The organism is Candidatus Paceibacterota bacterium, assembly GCA_028714275.1.
In the GTDB taxonomy this organism is placed as follows: Bacteria; Patescibacteriota; Minisyncoccia; order Phycocordibacterales; family CAINVO01; genus CAINVO01.
Genome location: JAQTMP010000010.1, coordinates 1 through 19,078, shown reverse-complemented (window position 1 = coordinate 19,078; position 19,078 = coordinate 1). Strand labels below are relative to the sequence as shown.

The following is a 19,078-nucleotide window of genomic DNA, read 5'->3' as shown; positions in this document are numbered from 1 at the left end:
TCCAGCGCCTTGCAAATGCTGTCACAGCTGATGTCTTCACGACTCATGTGCCGATTGCCTCTGATGAAATCAAAGGCAAAGTCATTGGCAAGGAGGGACGCAACATCAAGCCTTCGAAAGGGAGACGGGCGTAGAGGTGATCGTAGATGACAGCCCCGGTTCTATCACCATTTCTTCATTTGATCCTATTCGCCGCCAAGTAGCTAGAGTGGCCCTCGAAGCCCTTATAGCTGATGGCCGCATTCAGCCAGCCAAAATTGAAAAGGAAGTGGAGAACGCTAAAGCAAACGTCAATAAAATCATCAAGGAAAAAGGTGAGCAAGCTGTTTATGAGACAGGAGTGCTCAACCTCGACCCTCGTATTGTCTCTATCCTCGGTCGTCTACATTTTCGGACTAGTTATGGCCAAAATGTCCTTCATCATTCCGTAGAAATGGCTCATATTGCTGGCATGATTGCTGAAGAGCTCGGTGCCAATGTGCTTGTAGCCAAAGCAGGGGCCCTTCTACATGACATTGGTAAGGCTCTTGATCATGAAGTGCAGGGCACTCATGTCGATATTGGCCGCCGCATCCTACAAAAATTTGGAGCTAGCGAAGATGTCATCAAGGCGATGCAGGCTCATCATGAAGAATATCCCTATGAAACTATAGAGTCTATTATTGTTCAGACCGCCGATGCTATCTCTGGAGGTCGTCCAGGGGCTCGTCATGATAATATAGAAAACTATCTAAAACGTCTTGGTGATCTTGAGGCTATCGCCACCGGCTTCAAAGGAGTTGAAAAGGCTTACGCCTTGCAAGCTGGCCGTGAGATTCGAGTTTTTGTTACTCCGTCTGAGCTCACGGATCTCGAATCTCACGATTTAGCCCGTAATATAGCCCTGAAAATAGAAAATGACCTCAAGTATCCAGGTGAAATAAAGATCACTGTCATCCGCGAAACTCGCACTATTGATTTCGCAAGATAGCCCATTGCGTAATATACGGCTTATTATATAATTGAACCCAAGCTAGTAGTGGTCGAATTAATCATTAAAAAAAACACTATGAATAAAGCAAGTATTGTAGAAGCAGTTCACGGCGTCCTCGGCGGTACTAAAGTACAGGCAGAGCAGGTTGTGGATGTAGTTATTGACAGCATCGTCTCATCTCTAAAGAAAGGCGATGAAGTTTCAATTGCAGGTCTTGGTATCTTTTCAGCAAAGCAGCGCGCTGCTCGCACCGCTCGAAATCCTCGAACTGGTGAAGCTATCAAAGTTGCCGCTATGCGTGTCCCAAAATTCCGCGCAGCTAAAGCTTTGAAAGACGCAGTTCGTTAAGTTTTGCCCCCAGCGATGCGCAGGCTCTCCAAGCTCAGCGCAATTCGCCCACTTACAAAAAACCCTCTCACCTGAGAGGGTTTTTTGTTTCCAGAATTAAATTTAAAAAACATTAAATAAAACCTAGTATTTTAATTTGTGCGGGATGGGGGAATCGAACTCCCGACCACAGTTTGGAAAACTGTCGTTTTACCACTAAACTAATCCCGCATACAAATACACCAGCTCGACTACTATAGCAAACTGACCTCCTAAAAACAATTGGAGACTGCCACATAATATGCTTTAATAAACTCAACCTAACTCATCTTAATATGCCTTCAATCCACAGCATTATCCCCATCATCGGCAAGGCTATCATCAATCTTTTTCTTTCATTTGGACTCCTGTTTCATGGCCAGACAAGCTTACCAGCAGTCCATTCACCCACCCCAATCCCTGCATCAAGCTTTTCTACATCAAGTCCTACCCAAGATAAATTAAATCAAAACTCCAGCTCAACCAAGCTAAACGCTATCCCCACGATAAAAAACAGCGTGCCTGCCAAAATCCAAAAAATAACAAAAACTCAAAAAAACACAGATAGCTCTACGAACAAAAATCCAACGGTAAATACGGAATCAAGGATTTCGACTTCCTCAGTCGCCGCCACTTTTACCTCTCCTCTTGAAGAAGTTGCCCAGAGCACAGTCAACATCATCTGCACACGCAAAACGAGCGCTGTAGTAGCCACTTTTACAGGTAGCGGAGTGTTTCTTGATTCCGACGGGCACATCCTGACAAATGCCCACGTTGGTCAATACCTATTACTTGAAGGAAAGATTCCAGGCAGCGCTGTCGAATGCAAAATCCGCACGGGTTCACCTGCGGTTACCATATCTTCCTCCCCTTCTCTGATCTATGTTTCACCCGAATGGATCCAGCAAAATTATAAATATCTAAACGACCCCGGCCAAGGACTTGAAACTGGCGAAAATGATTTTGCCATTCTTTCAGTTTTTAGTAACAACTCCTCTAAAAATATTTTTTCGTCAGAAAATTCGTCCTCTCCATATTCGTTTATCCCACTCCCCGCCTCCAGTACTGGTTTTGAAAAATATTTTACACCTTCTTCTGGACAGGCTGTCACTATCATGGGCTACCCTGTAAACAATCAAAGCATCCAATCCCTCATGTCTTCCCTACCCGAAACTCAAGAAAAGCTTACTCTAAGCTCTGTTCTTGATTCCACCATCCTAAAAACTGAACCAGGTTCTATCGGACAAATAGGACTTTCCGGTAGTCCTATAGCTACAGTCGATGGACTAGTTGGCATCGTCACTAGCATATTGAGCAGTACTGATCCAAACAAAAATTACATCCAAGGTATCACTTTAGCCCACATAAACAACTCACTTATAAAAAACACCGGCCAAGACCTGCAGGCCTACCTCAAAAATTCTTCAGCCCAGACCACATTTGCAAACCAGACTGAGCCTGGGCTAGCAAGTTTACTCTTGACTAACTTTTAACAAAAGTAGTTCCAATACCCTTGTCCTTATCTGCCTGTTTTTGGGCCAATTTTTCTACTAATTTTACTAAGTTAGAAAAGTTATCTTTTTTTGAAAGTTTATTTCTTTTTATGTGATCACAAAGTAGACATTTGTGGACCAAGATGTATTCAGCGACACCCCCCTCGACAGCGACCAGTTCCATCAAACCGCTACACTCTGAGGCCCTATCTCCGGGGTTAATGTCAACATGTTTACTCCAAAAACATTCGGGACAATGGTTTGTATAGCCATCACCCACCACATTGATCCCACATTTTTCACATATAAAATCTTCCTTTTTGCTTTTGAATTTCTTCATCTTATTTGTTTTTCTGACTCAATTTAGGAAAAAACACCAAAATGTCGGGGTGCCGGGATTCGAACCCGGAGTCGCCTGTTCCCAAAACAGGAATGTTAGCCGTTACACCACACCCCGAAAAAATATCCAATACCTTCAAAATAATCTGTGCGACTAAGCATAGCATGGTATGTCAAATACACAAAGCCAGGGCCATAAAATGGCCCCAGATGTCATGTCAGATAGTTATAAAATAATATTTTTCATAAACACCGCTTTAGCTGATTTTTCAAAGCTGTCTAAATAAACCACCAGGACATCAAATTGCCAAGACACCTCCCTTTTACCAAAGTGCTCAGCCAAAAAATAGGCGATTGTCCTTTTTAATCTTTGTCTTTTTCGTGTGTGGACATTTTCCTCTGGCCTAAAAGTATCCACCCTCTTTTGAACATGTGTTTCACGAATAACTGTTTTAACCTCAACAAAATGGAGGGTTTCTTCATTCTTAAGCTTTGCCACAATGTCAATTTCCCCACACTTTTTTAAATAGTTTCTCTCTATAATTTCAAAACCCTTTCTTTTCAAGAAATTGGAGGCGATAGTCTCCCCCTTTACCCCGACAATCTTTTTGTCTGTCATCTTTTTGGTGCCTCCTGATATTCTTTTATTTTGTTTCATGAAAAACACCTTACACTAAATGAGGCATAGAAAATTAAAAAACCCCTAAAAATATGATGAATCTTTAAAATTATTCCCTATAATTAGGAATCCTGAAGCAAAAATGGCCGTAAAAGTGTGCCACGTGAAACATAATATATTGGAACATAAAATATGTTTTTTTTCTATGTCTTATTTCAAAAATAGCCATATTTATAAGCCTATATTATACAAAAAGTCAAAAAATTAAAGTCAAATTTACACCCAAAAGACATTGTCTTTTATACACATATCCACCAGGTTATCCACAGGTAGAGTAAAAAAATGGCTAAGAATCGTAGTTGCAAATTTAGTTGCTGATAGAGGATTTTACTAAGATCTAAAAGACGCGTTACGGTCCTATTGTGCGGGTAGGGAGAATCGAACTCCCGTCTCATCCTTGGCAAGGATGTGTTCTACCACTAAACCATACCCGCAAATTACGCTGATTATTCTACACGAAGATTTAATTTAATACAATTTTGGCGTAATCCCAGCTTGCAAGACACCTCCACTAAAACCGGTCTGTACTTGATGTGGTGCGCCTGGCAGGACTTGAACCCACAACCCCTTGTTCCGAAGACAAGTGCTCTATCCAATTGAGCTACAGGCGCATGGCTCATATCATACATTGAAATGGCTAAATATCAAAAGATATACTAGAATGGAGCAAATGTCCCTATCTTTATTCGAAATCCCCGATGGTGTTTCACAAATAACCAAAACCCTAAAAAACGCAGGTTTTGAGGCGTTTTTGGTGGGGGGATGTGTTCGAGATCTCATTTTAGGTAAAAAACCAAAAGATTGGGATGTGACTACCAACGCCACACCTGAACAAATAATCTCTCTTTTTCCTAAAACATTTTATGAAAATTCATTTGGCACAGTTGGTGTAGTGACAGAAATGGCAGAGGATCCGTCTTTGGAAATAGTGGAGGTTACCCCGTACCGACTTGAGACAGTCTATAGTGACTTTCGCCATCCAGACAAAGTTTCTTTTAGCCAAAATCTAGAAGATGACTTGAAACGTCGAGACTTCACCATAAATGCTTTAGCCCTAGATGAGGGTTCGGACGGCAAGGCGAGTAGGATCGTTGACCTATATAACGGACAAAAGGACATTAGGGATCACATCATACGTTGTGTAGGGGATGGAAACGAAAGGTTTAGTGAAGACGCCCTAAGAATGCTTCGAGCAGTCCGTTTTTTGGCTGAATTAGGTTTCACGATTAACAAAGAGACCGCTGATGCCTTGATGTTAAACGTGAAACTTATTCAAAACATAGCTTTTGAGCGTATTCGAGATGAATTTAGCAAGATAATTATGTCTGATGAACCCATGATTGGCATCATAATGGCCCAAAAACTAGGTATTTTGAGATACATTGTTCCAGAACTTGAGGAATCTATAGGTGTAGAACAAAATCAGGCTCACGCTTTCGCTGTTTGGGAACATCTCTTGCGCAGCCTTCAACATGCATCGGACAAAAAGTGGCCTTTAGAGATACGTCTTGCAGCTTTGTTTCATGACATTGGCAAACCTAAAAGTCGCCGCAAGTCTCCTGAAACTGGAGAATGGACTTTTTACGGACATGAAGTCATAGGGGAAAAAATGACTCGAAAAATCCTAGAGCGTTTAAAATATCCAAAGAAAGTTGTTGACCAAGTAACAACCCTAGTCCGTTGGCACATGTTCTTTTCTGATACGGAAAAAATAACCCATACCGCTGTCCGTCGAATGATCCGAAACGTTGGGCAAGAAAATATTTGGAATCTTATGAACTTACGCATCTGCGACAGAATAGGGACGGGGAGACCGAAGGAAAATCCTTACCGATTTAGAAAATATAAAGCCATGATTGACGAGGTTATGAGAGACCCTGTATCTGTGGGCATGCTAAAAATTGATGGAAAAAGAATCATGGAGGTGGCTAAAATAAACCCAGGCCCTAAAGTGGGATACATATTAAACGCTTTATTGGAAGAAGTGCTCGAAAAACCAGCCCTAAATACCTCCGAATATCTAGAAAATATGGCTAAAAAGCTGGCTATTTTGGATGATACTGAGCTAAAAAAACTCTCCGAAAAGGGCAAAGAAAAGAAAGAAGAAATAGAAGAAATAGAACTCAAAAAGATACACCAGAAACATCACATTGAATAGCTGCAAGAAATGCGCTAGGGATTTTAACAAATTTTTCCAAACAAAAAGCCGCCCATGCGACTATAGATGATGTTGCATAAGCGGCTTCGCCCTACTGACGAATGAAGTTTGTGAAAGTGTAAAGAATTGACGAGATGGCCCCTAAGAACTGTTTCGAAAAGTTAGTGCTTCAGGTAGAAGCTTTAAAAAAAGTGGAAACAAATTTCGCCGGACAGATCAAATCAACCTTCACCGAACCTCACACAAAACTTTACATTCACTAAAGAACTGTAAAGAACATTGGCTGCAAAAGTGGGATGCAACTCTCATCTGCCTAGCAGTATAACATTTCTAAAGGACACGTAAAGGACATCTGGGGATAACTTTCTACTCCTAGTTCCCTTTTGTTTTAGAACTGAAATCTAAAACTAATTCTATAGGACAATGATCAGATCCGTAGATATCCTCGAGGATCGAAGCCTTTTTTACCTTCCCAAGAATATCTGGACTGGTAAAAAAATAGTCTATTCTCCAGCCCACATTGCGATCTCGGGCAAAAGTCTTCATGTCCCAATATGTGTAGGCCCCTGTTTTAATAGGATTGAAATGTCTATAAGTATCTACATACCCCGCTTTTACTACACGATCAAGCCAAGCTCTCTCGATGGGTAAAAAACCGGTGTTGTCCACGTTTTCTTTTGGACGGGCCAAATCAATTTCTGCATGTGCAGTATTTATGTCTCCACAAAAGACAATCGAGTAACCCTTTTTCCTCAATTTTTGAACATAATCTAAAAAGGCATCATAAAAACGCAGCTTGAAATCCAATCTTGCTGGTCCACCGCCTCCGTTAGGGAAGTAGGTTGTGATAATGACTAGCTTTCCAAAAAATAGGCCTAGAAATCTCCCTTCTTGATCCAGTTCTTCCACTCCTATACCGTAGGCGACTGAATCTGGCTTAATCTTGGTAAAAATAGCCACACCGCTGTATCCTTTTCGGCCTTTTGAGTGGTCAAAGTAGCTGTGATATCCGTCTGGGTTGCGAAGTTCTTCGGGTAATTGTTCAGGGTGAGCTTTTGTTTCCTGAACACAAAAAATGTCTGGGGACTCTTTTAGCAGCCACTCAAGGTGGCCCTTTTTATGCCAAGCGCGAATCCCGTTTACATTCCAACATAAAATACGTAGTTTTTTGAAGTTAAATTTTGTTCCAGGATTACCAATATTCATATCCTTAAATATATCATAGCTCTTGATTTTTTATCCGACCATGCTAGGATTCCTGGCAGATTGTTCATACCATGTATAAGATATCAGCGACGGAAAAACCCAAAAAAAGTGAATTAGTCAAAGCCTTGGGCAAGGAGTTCCGAGACGGCATGAACCTGATCGAGGAGATCAGGGATCAGCTTCTCAGAGATGCTGGCCTCGAAATTGAGGAGGCTGAGAAAGAAAACCGTGAGCCACGGGTAGTGGTGACGGTTACCTCCTCGGCTTTCCAGCCGCTGCGTGTTCAAAAAGAGCTCCTGGCGCTTTTTGGAAACAAGGTCAAGCGTGACCTCATGCAGCAGTACTGTGACGGGATGGCATTTGAAATGGACAAGTCTAAGATGCTCATCTTCGCCGCGAAGACGCCGCACGTGCTCGAAGCATTCAAAAGCTCATCGGCATCGGACGCTGAAAAAATCACGAAGCTGCTCGGGCAAAGTGAGCAAGCTGTCATGAAAATATCCCCAGAGGAGCTGGGTATGGCGGCCTAAAACCCCCAACCCCGCTTAAACACCCCCAAAGGGCTTGATCTGTTGTGTTCTTCCAAACACTCTCAGATCAAGCCCTTTTTTATTTTCATTAAGCTAATTTAACCCTTATTTTCAGGCTTTTTATTATGAAAATTCCTATGAATGTCTCTCAAGTGGCTATCTGTGACGTGGGTATAAATTTGAGTGGTGGTAATGTTGGCATGGCCTAGAAGCATCTGGACAGAACGCAAGTCGGCCCCATTAGAAAGAAGGTCCGTAGCAAAACTATGCCTCAAACCGTGAGGTGTCACTTTTTTCGATATGCCAGCTTTAGTCGCATAATACTTTACCAGACGCTCGATCGAGCGGGGAGTCAGACGACGGTCTGATTCATGATCGAGTGATTGAACTTTTTCTGATTTTTCCGATTTTTTTTCATCGCTTTTCCCTTTACCTGCCAGATGCACAAATAAAGCACCGTCCATGTCTGTCCGCTTTGATAGGTAGGCCTTGATGGCTTGGCGGGCTGTTTCAGAGATAAAAACTACTCGAACTTTTTCACCCTTGCCTCTAATAGAAAACTCATCCCGCGTCAGGTCTAGATCACGCGACAGAGAACACAGCTCTGAGACACGCAAGCCTGTGGAAAAAAATAGCTCCAAAATGGCTCTATCCCTAAGATTTTTGACGTCACTTCCGTCTGGGGCAGATAAAAGCCTCTCAAGCTCTACGTGAGTGACCGTGTCAATTGATCTTTCAGGAATTTTAGCAAGTTCAATACGGTCGGGAGGAAGAGTTTTGATTTCCCGCCTGATTAAATATCTCAAAAAAGATCGCAGGGCAATAAGGTAATAGTTTTGGGTTCTTTTCTTTAAAGTTTCTGTTCTGTTGAGCCAAAGCCGGTATTGCCGAACCACTTCTTCAGTAATTTCAGCAGGGGAAGAAAGTTTTGTATATTCCAAAAAACGAGTCAGATAACGGTCATAATTTTCAATCGTCTTGAGACTGCGACCCTTTTCTATCTCCAAATGTTCCAAAAAGCGCCTTTTCAGGTCAAAAATCTCTAACTTTGGGTTGGATTTATTGTGCGACATTATAGGTACAGTATAACACGCCTTATTTTGTCTGGTGAAGCTGTTTACCTCTTAAAAGGTTGCAAAAATACGCCTTTTATGCTATCGTACTTTCAATATGTTAACAAAGACAAAAAAGCAGAAAATCATCAAAGACGTCAAAGTCCACGCTACAGACACTGGCTCTCCAGAAGTGCAGGTTTCTTTGATTACAAAGCGTATTGAAGAGCTTGCTAAGCACCTCAAAAAACATCAAAAAGACAACCACTCTCGCCGTGGACTACTCCAATTAGTGGCTGATCGGCAATCACATCTCAAATATCTTCAAAAAAAGAGCCTAAAACGCTACGAAACTTTGATTAAGAAGCTTGATCTGAAGAAGGCTAAATAAAAGACCTCTTTGGGGAGGTTTGGCAAAACTTTGGTTTTAAACAAAAGTAGACTATGATTAGAGGGTGGCCCTTTATTTTTTTATATTTTAGTTATTAGTAGCTCAGAATTTTATTCATTTTTTATTATTATTTTAAATTTATTTTATGACCGTTATTAAACACAAAGAACAGCGAGTGGGGATCTTTATTGACACTCAAAACCTTTACCATAGTGCAAAAAACCTCTACCATGCCCGAGTCAACTTTGGAGCTATCATGAAAGAGTCCCTAGCCGGCAGAGCTCTCATCCGCGCAGTGGCTTATGTCATCACCACAGAAAGTGGTGATGAAAAGACCTTTTTTGAAGCCCTAGAAAAGCTTGGCATCGAAACAAAAACCAAAAACCTTCAAATTTTCCTCGGTGGCGCTAAAAAAGCAGACTGGGATGTCGGACTTGCTGTAGACGCCATCAAAATTGCACCGAAACTTGATACTGTTATTATAGCCTCCGGGGACGGGGATTTTATTCCACTTGTAGAATATCTTCAAATGAACGAGGGTTGCCAGGTGGAAGTTATTTCTTTTGGCAAGTCTTCTTCGGGAAAACTCAAGGAGGTAGCTGATGATTTTATTGATATGTGCGAAAATCCTCGAAAATATTTGATGAATTACCAGGGAAGCAGAAGTCCCGTAAATCGAACCCCAAGTGGTCGACATGTCAGGGGTAAACATACCGAAGACCAGTCAGAACGTATCCCTAGATCCTATATACCTGAGGATTCAACCGCTGGGGAAGATACCCTGGATGAAAAAAGTGTCTAGTTTTTTAGAACATTTCTAAAATAAATGGAAAACGATTTTATTCCAAAAAAACCAAGCGTGGCGGATTTGTTGAACCAGGATCAGCCTTCACAATCTGGAAGATCTGAAGAAAAAGCAAAAAGCCCTGGCTATGCAGAGGCTATTGCTGAGTACACCAAAAAAAATAAGGATTTAGAAATAAAACCTCTACGCACCTATCAAAGCGACGTAGCCGAGGCTATAAAAAAAGATAATGTTTCCATGGTCAAAATGGCCATTGCAGAAAAAAAACGTGAGGAGAACAGAACCAATCAAGAAATAACAGTCTCTCAAGGTTTTAAATTAAATTTGGCCATTGTTCTTGTCAGCGTTCTGCTCATTGTAGGAGGGTTGGCCACGGCAGGATATGTTTATTATCGGGCCCACCAACCAGTCCAAAATTTCCAGCCTCAAAACACTTCACATCTTTTTTACACCGATACTCAAAAACAAACATCCCTAAATGATACAGACTCGATAAGCTTGGTCAACAAACTTGAGGCTGAACGTAACACTTTCATGTCCTTGGGGTCTATCGAAGAACTTAGGTTTACCGAGACTCAGGGAACGACGACCTCTATAGCGTCGTCGGCAGATTTTTTGAACATTCTCAAAGCCAGAGTCACTCCAGAATTTTTACGTTCATTAAATCCTGATTTTTACTATGGCATTTATTCATATAAACCTGTTGGAAATTTCATCATTCTCAAAATTGATTCTTATGAAAACGCTTATGCGGGTATGCTCGCCTGGGAAAACAGTATGGATACTGACATTGGCAGACTTTTTGACCACACAAACAATCCCACCGCTCCAAACAAATTATTTACAGACAAGATCATTCTCAACCTTGATGCCCGAGCTCTGACTGACAGCCAAGGGATTGTTCATTATTTTTATACTTTCATCGATCGCTCGACCTTAATCATCGCTTCAGACCAGGAAACTCTAAAAGAAGTCCTGGCCCGCATGACTTCCACCCAGATATCGAGATAGCCAAGATTGCACTCTTTCTTTAGTCTGTTACAATATGCCAATGACAAACGACACCTCACACTTTAAAGAAAAATTAGAAAAGGAACTTGCCACTCTTGAGACAGAGCTTAAAAGCGTCGGCCAGGAAGATCCTAAAAACATAGACGGCTGGAATGCCAGAAAAGGGGATGAGGATCCTATCCCGGGAGACCGTAGCGAAGTAGCTGATTCTTTAGAAACACTAGAAGAAAATACCGCCGTAGTTGGACAACTCGAAAAACAGCTTCATGAAGTTGAAAAGGCTCTCGAAAAAATCAAAAAAGGGGCTTATGGCTCATGTGAAATATGTCACCAGCCAATTGAGGCTGACCGCCTTGAAGCCAACCCTTCAGCCCGTACCTGCAAAGCTCATCTCAAAGATCTCTAATCTGAAAATTAGAGACTAGAAGTGGCACATTATATTTATAAAATGTGCATTTTTCAAAATTATACAGCGCGCAGACAAATGCGCTCAATGCTAGCATTATCAGTGTTGAAGTAGACATCTCTCGTGGCCTTCACCACTTTTCCATTGTTGGTCTACCCGACAAAGCAGTCGAAGAAAGCCGAGATCGGATCTCTTCAGCCATAAAAAACAGTGGCTTTAAGCCGCCAAAACAAGAAAATCATAAAGTGGTTGTCTCTCTCGCCCCAGCTCATCTCAAAAAAGAAGGGCCCGCTTTTGATTTATCCATTGCCTTAGGCTATTTGATAGCCCGAGGAGATTTACCTAGTAAAACAAGCAGTTACGACCATAAAACTTCGCTCTTTCTGGGAGAGCTCACCCTGGATGGGAAAATTCGCCCCCTAGAAAATATCATTCCGCTTGTGATTGCGGCCCACCAAGCAGGGTTTGAAAAAATAATCCTTCCAAAGGAAAATGAAAAGGAAGCAAGGCTAACAAACATTGAGGAGATTATACCAGTTGAAAGTCTAAATGAAGCCATCAATTTTATTCAGGGAATAAAAAACATTCAGAGCCAGACGACAACGGGTGAGCTACCTAAGCCGAAAACTATTCCTACATCAAAAGCAAAACCATCTGACTTCGGTGTTTTGGTGGATTTTTCTGATATCGCAGGACACCCTCAAGCCAAAAGGGCCCTCGAAATAGCCGCCGCCGGGAGACATCATATTATCCTGTATGGCCCAGCAGGAAGCGGAAAAAGCATGTTGGCCAAATCATTATCTGGCATAATGCCTTCTCTTTCTCATTCTGAAATGCTGGAAGTCGCATCCATTGATCCTTCGTATGCTAAAAATATCTTAAACTTTGCATTGGTTTCAAAAAAATATTATCCACCTCCTTTTAAATCCCCACACCACACTAGCTCGTACACGGCAGTCATCGGAGGAGGACCCACCCCGAGAGCAGGCGAGATTACTCGTGCCCATCGAGGAATAATATTTTTTGATGAACTAATGGAGTTCGACAGACGAACTCTCGAGTCTCTTCGCCAACCGTTGCAAGAAAAACAGGTGGTTATCGCTCGAACCAAGGAAAGTATTATTTTTCCGGCGGATTGTTTAGCCGTCGCCGCTTTTAATCCATGCCCTTGCGGCAACAGAGGCAGCACTCGCCAAGACTGCACTTGCGACGCCAGACAAATCAACCTTTACAAAAACAAACTTTCTAAACCCTTGCAGGATCGTTTTGATTTATGGATTGAGGTTACGACAGTGGATTATGAATTACTGGAAACCAATAAGTCATCTTTAGAAAAGAGTATCGATGTCCGTCAACGTGTCGAGAATGCCAGAGAAATTCTAAAAAATGCTGTATTTATATGGTTGAAGGAATCAAAAGCTGTCCTTAAAAAAGCCGCTCAGGAACTAAATATTTCCGCGCGAGGGTATGAAAAAATTAAACGAGTGGCAGAAACTATATCTGCCTTAGACCAAAGAAACAAAAAAGATTTAAAATGTGAGATAGAAACGAAGCACGTACTAGAAGCCCTCGGCTACAGGTGTAATTTATAGAAATAATTTAGAATGGGTTGACTCCTCCTCGAACTTCAAAGTGTAGATGGACACCGGTGGCTTCTCCTGTGGCCCCCATTCCTCCGATGACCTGACCTTGGGAAACATGCTGACCAACGGTGACATTAAGAGAACTGAGGTGGCCGTAGAGTGTTTGCATACCATTGTCGTGACTGATAACCACGTAGGTTCCATAGCCACCGTTCCAACCGCCCGATCGAGCCACAATGACCTGTCCACTGGCTGCTGCGAGAATACTTGCTCCATAAGAACTAGCCAAATCGACACCGTTGTGACCATGCAGACCTTGCGTACGGACACCTCCTCTAATCGGTCTTATAAAGTATCCCGAAGGGTCGGTCATGTGACTAGTCCCGTCCGAAGCTGGAGCAAAACCCTTCTTTGAAATTGATGGGCTGGTGGTCACTGGAGTTTTGCTTGATGAACTACTAGAGCTTGAGGAAACCTCAGAAACTTCTCCATCCGGAATAATGATTTCATCTCCGACAGCCAACTGCGCATTATCTTCTAGGTTATTATAAGTGGAAATATCGTCAATATTTCCTTTGTAAGCTGCCGCAATGCTCTTGAGAGTATCTCCTTTCTTGACTATATATTTGACTCCAGAAATTGGGAGGATGACCAACGTCATACCGGTCTTAATGTCACTTTTTGATTTAAGATTGTTGGCCCACAAAATAGTGTTTTGGGAAACGTTAAACATGTCCGCAATTTGTTTTATGGTGTCTCCATCGTGGACAACATAAACACTAATCCTATCTGAATATTGTTTCACTTCTTCGGCCTGGACGTCAGCTACACTTCCCACTGGACCAGTTTCACTCACTAAAGCCTGCCCTCCCACAATATTCAAGTCAGCTTTTTCTTTTGAGGGGTTGGGGTCTGAGTTTACCGCAGCTTGTAAAATGGGCATTTTTTGCGTGTTGGATGCATCAATGACGGCTTCTGAGACTGCGGCTGTCTGGAGAGTTTGATTGATGGCACCATTGTCGGCAAAAAGATTACTCATAAAAGAAAAAATGCCTGCGTCAGCTTGAGAAGGCATTGTTCCAAAGACAGCCAAGGTCACAAAAAAGGTAAAAATAAGACCAGACAAAACAAACCTTTTCGATGAAAAAGCTCTTTTTTTGGTCATTTTAGGGTCTTCTTTGGAGGAGTATAAAATAAGTTTAAAATTAAGGGTTTTTCGGCTTTTCTGAGCTAAAATGGCTCTGTTGAGCCACGGTCATCCTGTATGTCTGTATAGTTTAATGGTATGCCCTAGGCGGGGTAATGTCAACCTTATCAAAAATCGCATGGGGATAACTTTTGGCATGTTATAGTAAGGAAATGGACAGCAAATTGCACCTAAAAGGCCTTAATCCTGAACAGCTAAAAGCGGCTAGCCACTCTCAAGGGCCTCTCCTTATCTTGGCCGGAGCGGGGGCTGGTAAGACAAAAACCTTGACCCATCGCATCTTAAACCTGATCCATCAAGGGATCCGACCTTCACAGATCTTGGCTATTACCTTTACCAACAAAGCGGCCAAGGAGATGCGAGAACGAGTCGAACGCCTCCTAGAAACTGACCCTGCTTTAAACATGCCTATTTCTGGAGCTAGTCTCATTGGCGAAAAACCCTTTGTCTCCACTTTTCACTCTTTAGGGGTGCATATTTTAAAAGAAAATGCCTCAAAAATCGGTTTGACTCGACATTTTAGCATCTATGATCGGGCTGATTCAAAACGAGCTGTCAAAGAAGCTCTGGAAAAAGTTGGCATTGACCCAAAACAATACGAACCAGCCAAAATCCTCTCTGTTATTTCCCGAGAAAAAGGAGATTTTGTTTCCCAGTCAGAGTATGAAGCCAAAAAACAGGGAGATTATTTTGGAGAAATCGTGGCCAAGGTGTGGAGAGAGTATGACGCTATTGTGGCCAAGGAAAAAGCCCTCGACTTTGATGACTTACTTTTCAAGACGGCGCGGCTGTTGGAAAAAGACAAAGCGGTGCGCGAGCACTATCAAAGTGTCTGGCAATACATTCATGTGGATGAATACCAGGACACAAACACTGTTCAATACACTATTGTAAAATTGCTTTCACAAAAGAGTAAAAATCTAGCTGTAGTTGGAGATACCGACCAATGTCTTCTTCCATCGACAAAAATATCTACACCGACAGGATACAAAAAAATCAGTGATTTAAAAAGCAAAGGAGAGGTAATCTCTGCTTCAGGTGGAGGAGAGACCTGTAGCGTTAAAATTAAAAGGGTAAAGAAAAAAAAATTCAAAGGAGAAGTAATCGAAATAAAAACAAAAAGTGGAAAGACCTTGTCGCTTACACCAAACCATATCATTTTTTCAAAATTATCCCTAAATCCCAATATATTTTATGTATATTTGATGTATAAAAAATCAATGGGTTTTCGCATAGGTATCACAAAGGGGGCCAGAAATGCACGCCAAAAAACTCAAACGGGTCTTATTGTCAGGTGCAACCAAGAACACGCAGACAGAATGTGGATATTAAAAGTATGTGAGAACCTACAGGAAACACATTATTGGGAATACTATTTCTCGACACACTACGGTATACCTTTGATTGCTTTCCATGGTATAGGCCGCAACATGATACTCACTCAAAATCAGATTGATATCCTCTTTAAAAAAATTGATACCCGAGAAAGGGTAAAAAAGGTTTTCGAAGATTTGGGCTTGGTTTTTGATTTTCCTCACCATTTTCCGCAAGGAACAATCGGTAGCAACGGCCTCCACGATCGAATAAATATTCGCCTCACCATGTTTAGCGATGGCCGAAAAAGTAATCTTCATCCATGGGGCTTGAGTCGAGTTTCAATAAACACAAACAACAAGGTCTTAAAAGAAAAAATCCTCACCATGGGTTTAAATGTGAGAAAAGGAAAAAAAAATGATTGGCGTTTAGAAATGGCCAGATTGGATTATGCCGAAGCTGAAAAATTAGCTACAGCCATTACTTCGAAAGTGGACAATGTAACTCTTATAAAAAGTGCCTTGATTACCAAAGGAGAACGTTGGTTTTTTCAACCCGCTTCTCATTTAAACACCGCCATGAAAGTAGCTATTTGTGAAAATGAAAAAATAAAAGAGGACGATATCGTGAGTGTCGAAAAAAAATACTACGATGGTCCCGTTTATGATCTTGATATTGAAAATGTTCACAACTACATTGCGGGGGACATTGCTGTGCACAATTGCATTTACGGGTGGCGAGGAGCTGACATTAAAAATATTTTACGTTTTGAAGAGGATTACCCTGATGCCACTATAGTCCTGCTCGAAGAAAATTATCGCTCGACCCAGACAATCTTGTCGGTGGCCAACGATGTCATTAAAAAAAATATCCACCGCCGCGAAAAAAATCTTTTTACCAAAAACCCGACAGGGGAACCGCTAGGCCTGTACTGTGGTTTTGATGAAGCGGATGAGGCCAACTTTGTGGCCAATACTGCCCGTAAACTGATAGAAAATGGCGTCCTGCCTGAGGAAATCGCCGTTTTGTATAGAGCCAATTTTCAGTCACGCGCGCTTGAGGATGCTTTCTTATCCAAAAATATTCCATACCAGATGCTGGGCACGCGCTTTTTTGAGCGAAAAGAAATCAAAGACGCTCTTTCATATTTGCGACTTGCTTTAAACGAGGATTCTCTCTCTGATATAAAACGTATCATCAACGTGCCGGTTAGGGGAATAGGGAAAGTGACTATTTTAAAAATTTTTGAAGGAAATGAACACCAGCTTCCTCAAGCCACGCGTGAAAAAATCCACAACTTTAGACTAATGCTTCAGCGTATTCGGGAAAATATTTTTAAAGAACGTCCTTCGGTGGTCGTCAAAAAAATGCTGGCTGAAAGTGGTTTGGAGAACATGTATCGCCATGGCAAAGAGGAAGACCAAGAAAAATTGGAAAACCTGCGAGAGCTCGCGACGCTCGCTCTCAAATATGATCATATGACTGACGGCTTAGGTATCGAAGAGCTGCTGAAAGACGCTGCCCTTCAGAGTGATCAGGACAACTTGGAGGTGCCGACCAGTGCCGTCAAACTAATGACTGTTCACAGCTCTAAAGGGCTTGAGTTCGATTATGTTTTTATTACAGGACTTGAGGCTGGTCTTTTCCCTCACGAGAGGGCGGGAAGCCGAAGTGACCAAGGGTCAGCACCAGTGCGGGCTGAGGATGAGGAAGAAGAACGACGACTTTTTTATGTCGCTCTCACCCGCGCTCGTAAAAAGATTTATCTTTCTTATGCCAATGCGCGCACTATCTTTGGGAGCCGGCAGGTGACCATGCCGTCAGAGTTTATCGCTGATGTAGATGAAGCCTACCTGGAGCCACAGGAAAAGGCCACTGGGGCTAAGCTGATTTTTATTGATTTTTGATCTTCTCTTGAAAGATTATTAATGTCTGTATGCTATAAAGTGGGGAGTTGCGCGTATGTGTGCGGTTGTAATATAATGTATTACATAATATTACAGGTCACCTACATATATTACATTATGCGCACAATTATAAACATCTCATTACCCAAAGAAATGGCCAAGTTCATCAAACAAGAAGCTCGTGATGGCGGTTTTGCTTCTACCAGTGAGTTTATTAGGCATGTTATACGTTCCTGGAACACACTCCGACTCGCGGAACAACTCAAAAAAGATACTAAACTTTTCGAACAAGGAAAAGGGAAGGTGCTGAGATCTCTAAAGGACCTACGCTAGCTAATGATAAAAGAAATTATTTATCTACCCCGCTTTGATAAACAATATAAAAAGTTAACAACAGAAATCCAAGAAAAGACTGAAGCAAAGGAAGAGATTTTTAGAAAGAATCCTTTTGAACCAAGCCTTCGGACCCACAAGCTAAGCGGCCCCTTGAAGGATTTTTGGGTATTTTCTATCAACCACACACATCGGATTATTTTTAAATTTGTAGATAGACACAAAGTCTGGTTTTATTCAATTGGAAACCATGATATATATGAGTAGTAAAAAAAGAGCCTAACTATCATTTAGATTCCACCAAACTCATGCCTCATCCAAAAAAATCCCTCGGGCAAAATTTTCTAACATCACCTGATATTGTGCGTGATATTGTTGAAGCGGGGGAGGTCTCGCCAGAGGATACCATCCTGGAAATTGGACCAGGGACTGGCATGCTCACTAAAGCTTTGCTTGATAAAGTTTCCTCGGGCACTGGAGGTAAAGTGGTGGCCGTAGAAAAAGACGACCGACTTATCGATGAGCTCCGGGAAAAATTTGGAGAAGAAATAAGAAAGAATAAGCTGTCCTTGATCCATGGGGATATAGCCGATGCAAAAAATATTTTAGGCAAGGCTAAGCTCTTTGAAAAACCTTTCAAGCTAATTGCCAATATTCCTTATTACATTACAGGTGAAATTTTGAGAATGTTTTTATCTGGAGACCATCAGCCGACTTCTATTGTGGTCCTTGTCCAAAAAGAAGTGGCTGAAAGAATCGTCGGAGGTCGCACGGGCGGCACAGGCTCAAAATCCAGCAAACAGGGTCGCAGCGGTAAACCCCCAGCGCAGAAAGAAAACCTGCTTTCTCTTTCTGTCAAAGTCTACGGTGTGCCTAGCTATGTCCGGACCGTCAAGGCTGGGGCTTTTTTTCCAAAACCAAATGTTGATTCGGCCGTTCTTAAGATCGATAAAATTTCCAAAAATTTTTTCAAAGATATTTCTGAAGAACTTTTTTTTGAGCTGATTCACGCGGGTTTTGCCCACAAACGCAAGATGTTGCTAGGCAACATCAATCCATTTTTTAAAAAAATAGGATTGAACCCTTCAGACACTGTCAAAATATTTGAGGAAATAAAATTGGACACAAAAATCAGAGCGGAAGATGTGACACTTGAACAGTGGAGGAATCTGACACGACTATATACCAGAAGATCGAGGGAGGCCTGATGTCCCCAGACTGGCAAATGGATTGCCTAGATCATAATCAGCCTGAGACATAGACTCACATTCTGATTCTATTGTCTGACACATCCCCATACGAGCAGCTTTGCCTAAAGTGTTGTA

The 19,078-nt window shown here is 41.9% G+C and carries 18 protein-coding genes, 4 tRNA genes and 1 pseudogene; 14 read left to right on the top strand and 9 right to left on the bottom strand.

What is annotated here, in order from left to right:
• Positions 1 to 136 precede the first annotated feature (136 nt).
• A complete protein-coding gene (locus PHF79_01580) occupies positions 137 to 970 on the top strand; it encodes an HDIG domain-containing protein (protein MDD5318493.1) in 834 nt (277 codons plus the stop codon).
• 63 nt (positions 971 to 1,033) lie between these two features.
• A complete protein-coding gene (locus tag PHF79_01575; GenBank protein ID MDD5318492.1) occupies positions 1,034 to 1,321 on the top strand; it encodes an HU family DNA-binding protein in 288 nt (95 codons plus the stop codon).
• A 139-nt stretch (positions 1,322 to 1,460) separates the two neighbouring features.
• Here PHF79_01575 and PHF79_01570 read toward each other — a convergent pair.
• Positions 1,461 to 1,531 (bottom strand) — tRNA-Gly (locus PHF79_01570).
• 104 nt (positions 1,532 to 1,635) lie between these two features.
• Between PHF79_01570 and PHF79_01565 the strand changes: the two genes are divergently transcribed.
• Positions 1,636 to 2,832 carry a serine protease gene (locus tag PHF79_01565; protein MDD5318491.1) on the top strand — a complete coding sequence of 399 codons (1,197 nt, stop codon included), beginning with the start codon at positions 1,636 to 1,638 and terminating at the stop codon, positions 2,830 to 2,832.
• On the opposite strand, the gene PHF79_01560 is transcribed toward PHF79_01565, so the two are convergent.
• From PHF79_01560 to PHF79_01540, 5 genes are all read right to left on the bottom strand, one after another.
• Positions 2,822 to 3,172 (bottom strand): RNHCP domain-containing protein, encoded by a 351-nt coding sequence (locus PHF79_01560; protein ID MDD5318490.1) that lies wholly within the window; start codon positions 3,170 to 3,172, stop codon positions 2,822 to 2,824. The genes PHF79_01565 and PHF79_01560 overlap by 11 nt on opposite strands.
• Positions 3,173 to 3,216: 44 nt before the next feature.
• Positions 3,217 to 3,289, bottom strand: a tRNA-Pro gene (locus PHF79_01555).
• Between the two features lie 108 nt (positions 3,290 to 3,397).
• Entirely contained in the window at positions 3,398 to 3,829 is a 432-nt protein-coding gene (locus PHF79_01550; protein ID MDD5318489.1) for a YraN family protein, read from the bottom strand.
• A 384-nt stretch (positions 3,830 to 4,213) separates the two neighbouring features.
• Positions 4,214 to 4,284 (bottom strand) — tRNA-Gly (locus tag PHF79_01545).
• Between the two features lie 100 nt (positions 4,285 to 4,384).
• A tRNA-Arg gene (locus PHF79_01540) sits at positions 4,385 to 4,461 on the bottom strand.
• Positions 4,462 to 4,520: 59 nt separating this feature from the next.
• On the opposite strand from PHF79_01540, the gene PHF79_01535 reads away from it, so the two are divergent.
• A complete protein-coding gene (locus tag PHF79_01535; protein ID MDD5318488.1) occupies positions 4,521 to 6,008 on the top strand; it encodes a CCA tRNA nucleotidyltransferase in 1,488 nt (495 codons plus the stop codon).
• 372 nt (positions 6,009 to 6,380) lie between these two features.
• Here PHF79_01535 and PHF79_01530 read toward each other — a convergent pair whose 3' ends face one another.
• Positions 6,381 to 7,214, bottom strand: a complete 834-nt coding sequence (locus PHF79_01530; protein MDD5318487.1) for an exodeoxyribonuclease III — start codon at positions 7,212 to 7,214, stop codon at positions 6,381 to 6,383.
• Between the two features lie 71 nt (positions 7,215 to 7,285).
• Between PHF79_01530 and PHF79_01525 the strand changes: the two genes are divergently transcribed.
• The gene (locus PHF79_01525; protein ID MDD5318486.1) at positions 7,286 to 7,744 is read left to right on the top strand and encodes a hypothetical protein; all 459 of its coding nucleotides are present in this window, start codon (positions 7,286 to 7,288) and stop codon (positions 7,742 to 7,744) included.
• Between the two features lie 98 nt (positions 7,745 to 7,842).
• On the opposite strand, the gene PHF79_01520 is transcribed toward PHF79_01525, so the two are convergent.
• Positions 7,843 to 8,817 (bottom strand): tyrosine-type recombinase/integrase, encoded by a 975-nt coding sequence (locus PHF79_01520; GenBank protein ID MDD5318485.1) that lies wholly within the window; start codon positions 8,815 to 8,817, stop codon positions 7,843 to 7,845.
• Between the two features lie 97 nt (positions 8,818 to 8,914).
• Between PHF79_01520 and rpsO the strand changes: the two genes are divergently transcribed.
• From rpsO to PHF79_01495, 5 genes and pseudogenes are all read left to right on the top strand, one after another.
• Positions 8,915 to 9,187 carry a 30S ribosomal protein S15 gene (gene rpsO / locus PHF79_01515; protein ID MDD5318484.1) on the top strand — a complete coding sequence of 91 codons (273 nt, stop codon included), beginning with the start codon at positions 8,915 to 8,917 and terminating at the stop codon, positions 9,185 to 9,187.
• A 145-nt stretch (positions 9,188 to 9,332) separates the two neighbouring features.
• Positions 9,333 to 9,830: pseudogene (locus PHF79_01510) on the top strand (NYN domain-containing protein).
• 183 nt (positions 9,831 to 10,013) lie between these two features.
• On the top strand, positions 10,014 to 11,003 hold the full coding sequence (locus tag PHF79_01505; protein MDD5318483.1) for a hypothetical protein: 990 nt from the start codon (positions 10,014 to 10,016) through the stop codon (positions 11,001 to 11,003).
• A gap of 40 nt (positions 11,004 to 11,043) precedes the next feature.
• Positions 11,044 to 11,409, top strand: a complete 366-nt coding sequence (locus PHF79_01500; GenBank protein ID MDD5318482.1) for a TraR/DksA C4-type zinc finger protein — start codon at positions 11,044 to 11,046, stop codon at positions 11,407 to 11,409.
• Between the two features lie 44 nt (positions 11,410 to 11,453).
• Positions 11,454 to 13,001, top strand: coding sequence for a YifB family Mg chelatase-like AAA ATPase (locus PHF79_01495; protein MDD5318481.1), 1,548 nt, complete (start codon positions 11,454 to 11,456; stop codon positions 12,999 to 13,001).
• A 7-nt stretch (positions 13,002 to 13,008) separates the two neighbouring features.
• Here PHF79_01495 and PHF79_01490 read toward each other — a convergent pair whose 3' ends face one another.
• On the bottom strand, positions 13,009 to 14,157 hold the full coding sequence (locus PHF79_01490) for a peptidoglycan DD-metalloendopeptidase family protein (GenBank protein ID MDD5318480.1): 1,149 nt from the start codon (positions 14,155 to 14,157) through the stop codon (positions 13,009 to 13,011).
• A gap of 194 nt (positions 14,158 to 14,351) precedes the next feature.
• Between PHF79_01490 and PHF79_01485 the strand changes: the two genes are divergently transcribed.
• The 4 genes from PHF79_01485 to PHF79_01470 all read left to right on the top strand — a co-directional run bounded on the left by PHF79_01485 (position 14,352) and on the right by PHF79_01470 (position 18,961).
• Positions 14,352 to 17,420: a UvrD-helicase domain-containing protein gene (locus PHF79_01485; protein MDD5318479.1), complete on the top strand. Its 3,069-nt coding sequence runs from the start codon at positions 14,352 to 14,354 to the stop codon at positions 17,418 to 17,420.
• A gap of 117 nt (positions 17,421 to 17,537) precedes the next feature.
• A complete protein-coding gene (locus PHF79_01480; GenBank protein MDD5318478.1) occupies positions 17,538 to 17,753 on the top strand; it encodes a ribbon-helix-helix domain-containing protein in 216 nt (71 codons plus the stop codon).
• 3 nt (positions 17,754 to 17,756) lie between these two features.
• Complete coding sequence (locus tag PHF79_01475) at positions 17,757 to 18,020, top strand: type II toxin-antitoxin system mRNA interferase toxin, RelE/StbE family (GenBank protein ID MDD5318477.1); 264 nt, start codon at positions 17,757 to 17,759, stop codon at positions 18,018 to 18,020.
• A 41-nt stretch (positions 18,021 to 18,061) separates the two neighbouring features.
• Positions 18,062 to 18,961, top strand: a complete 900-nt coding sequence (locus PHF79_01470; GenBank protein ID MDD5318476.1) for an rRNA adenine dimethyltransferase family protein — start codon at positions 18,062 to 18,064, stop codon at positions 18,959 to 18,961.
• Positions 18,962 to 19,078: the final 117 nt, after the last annotated feature.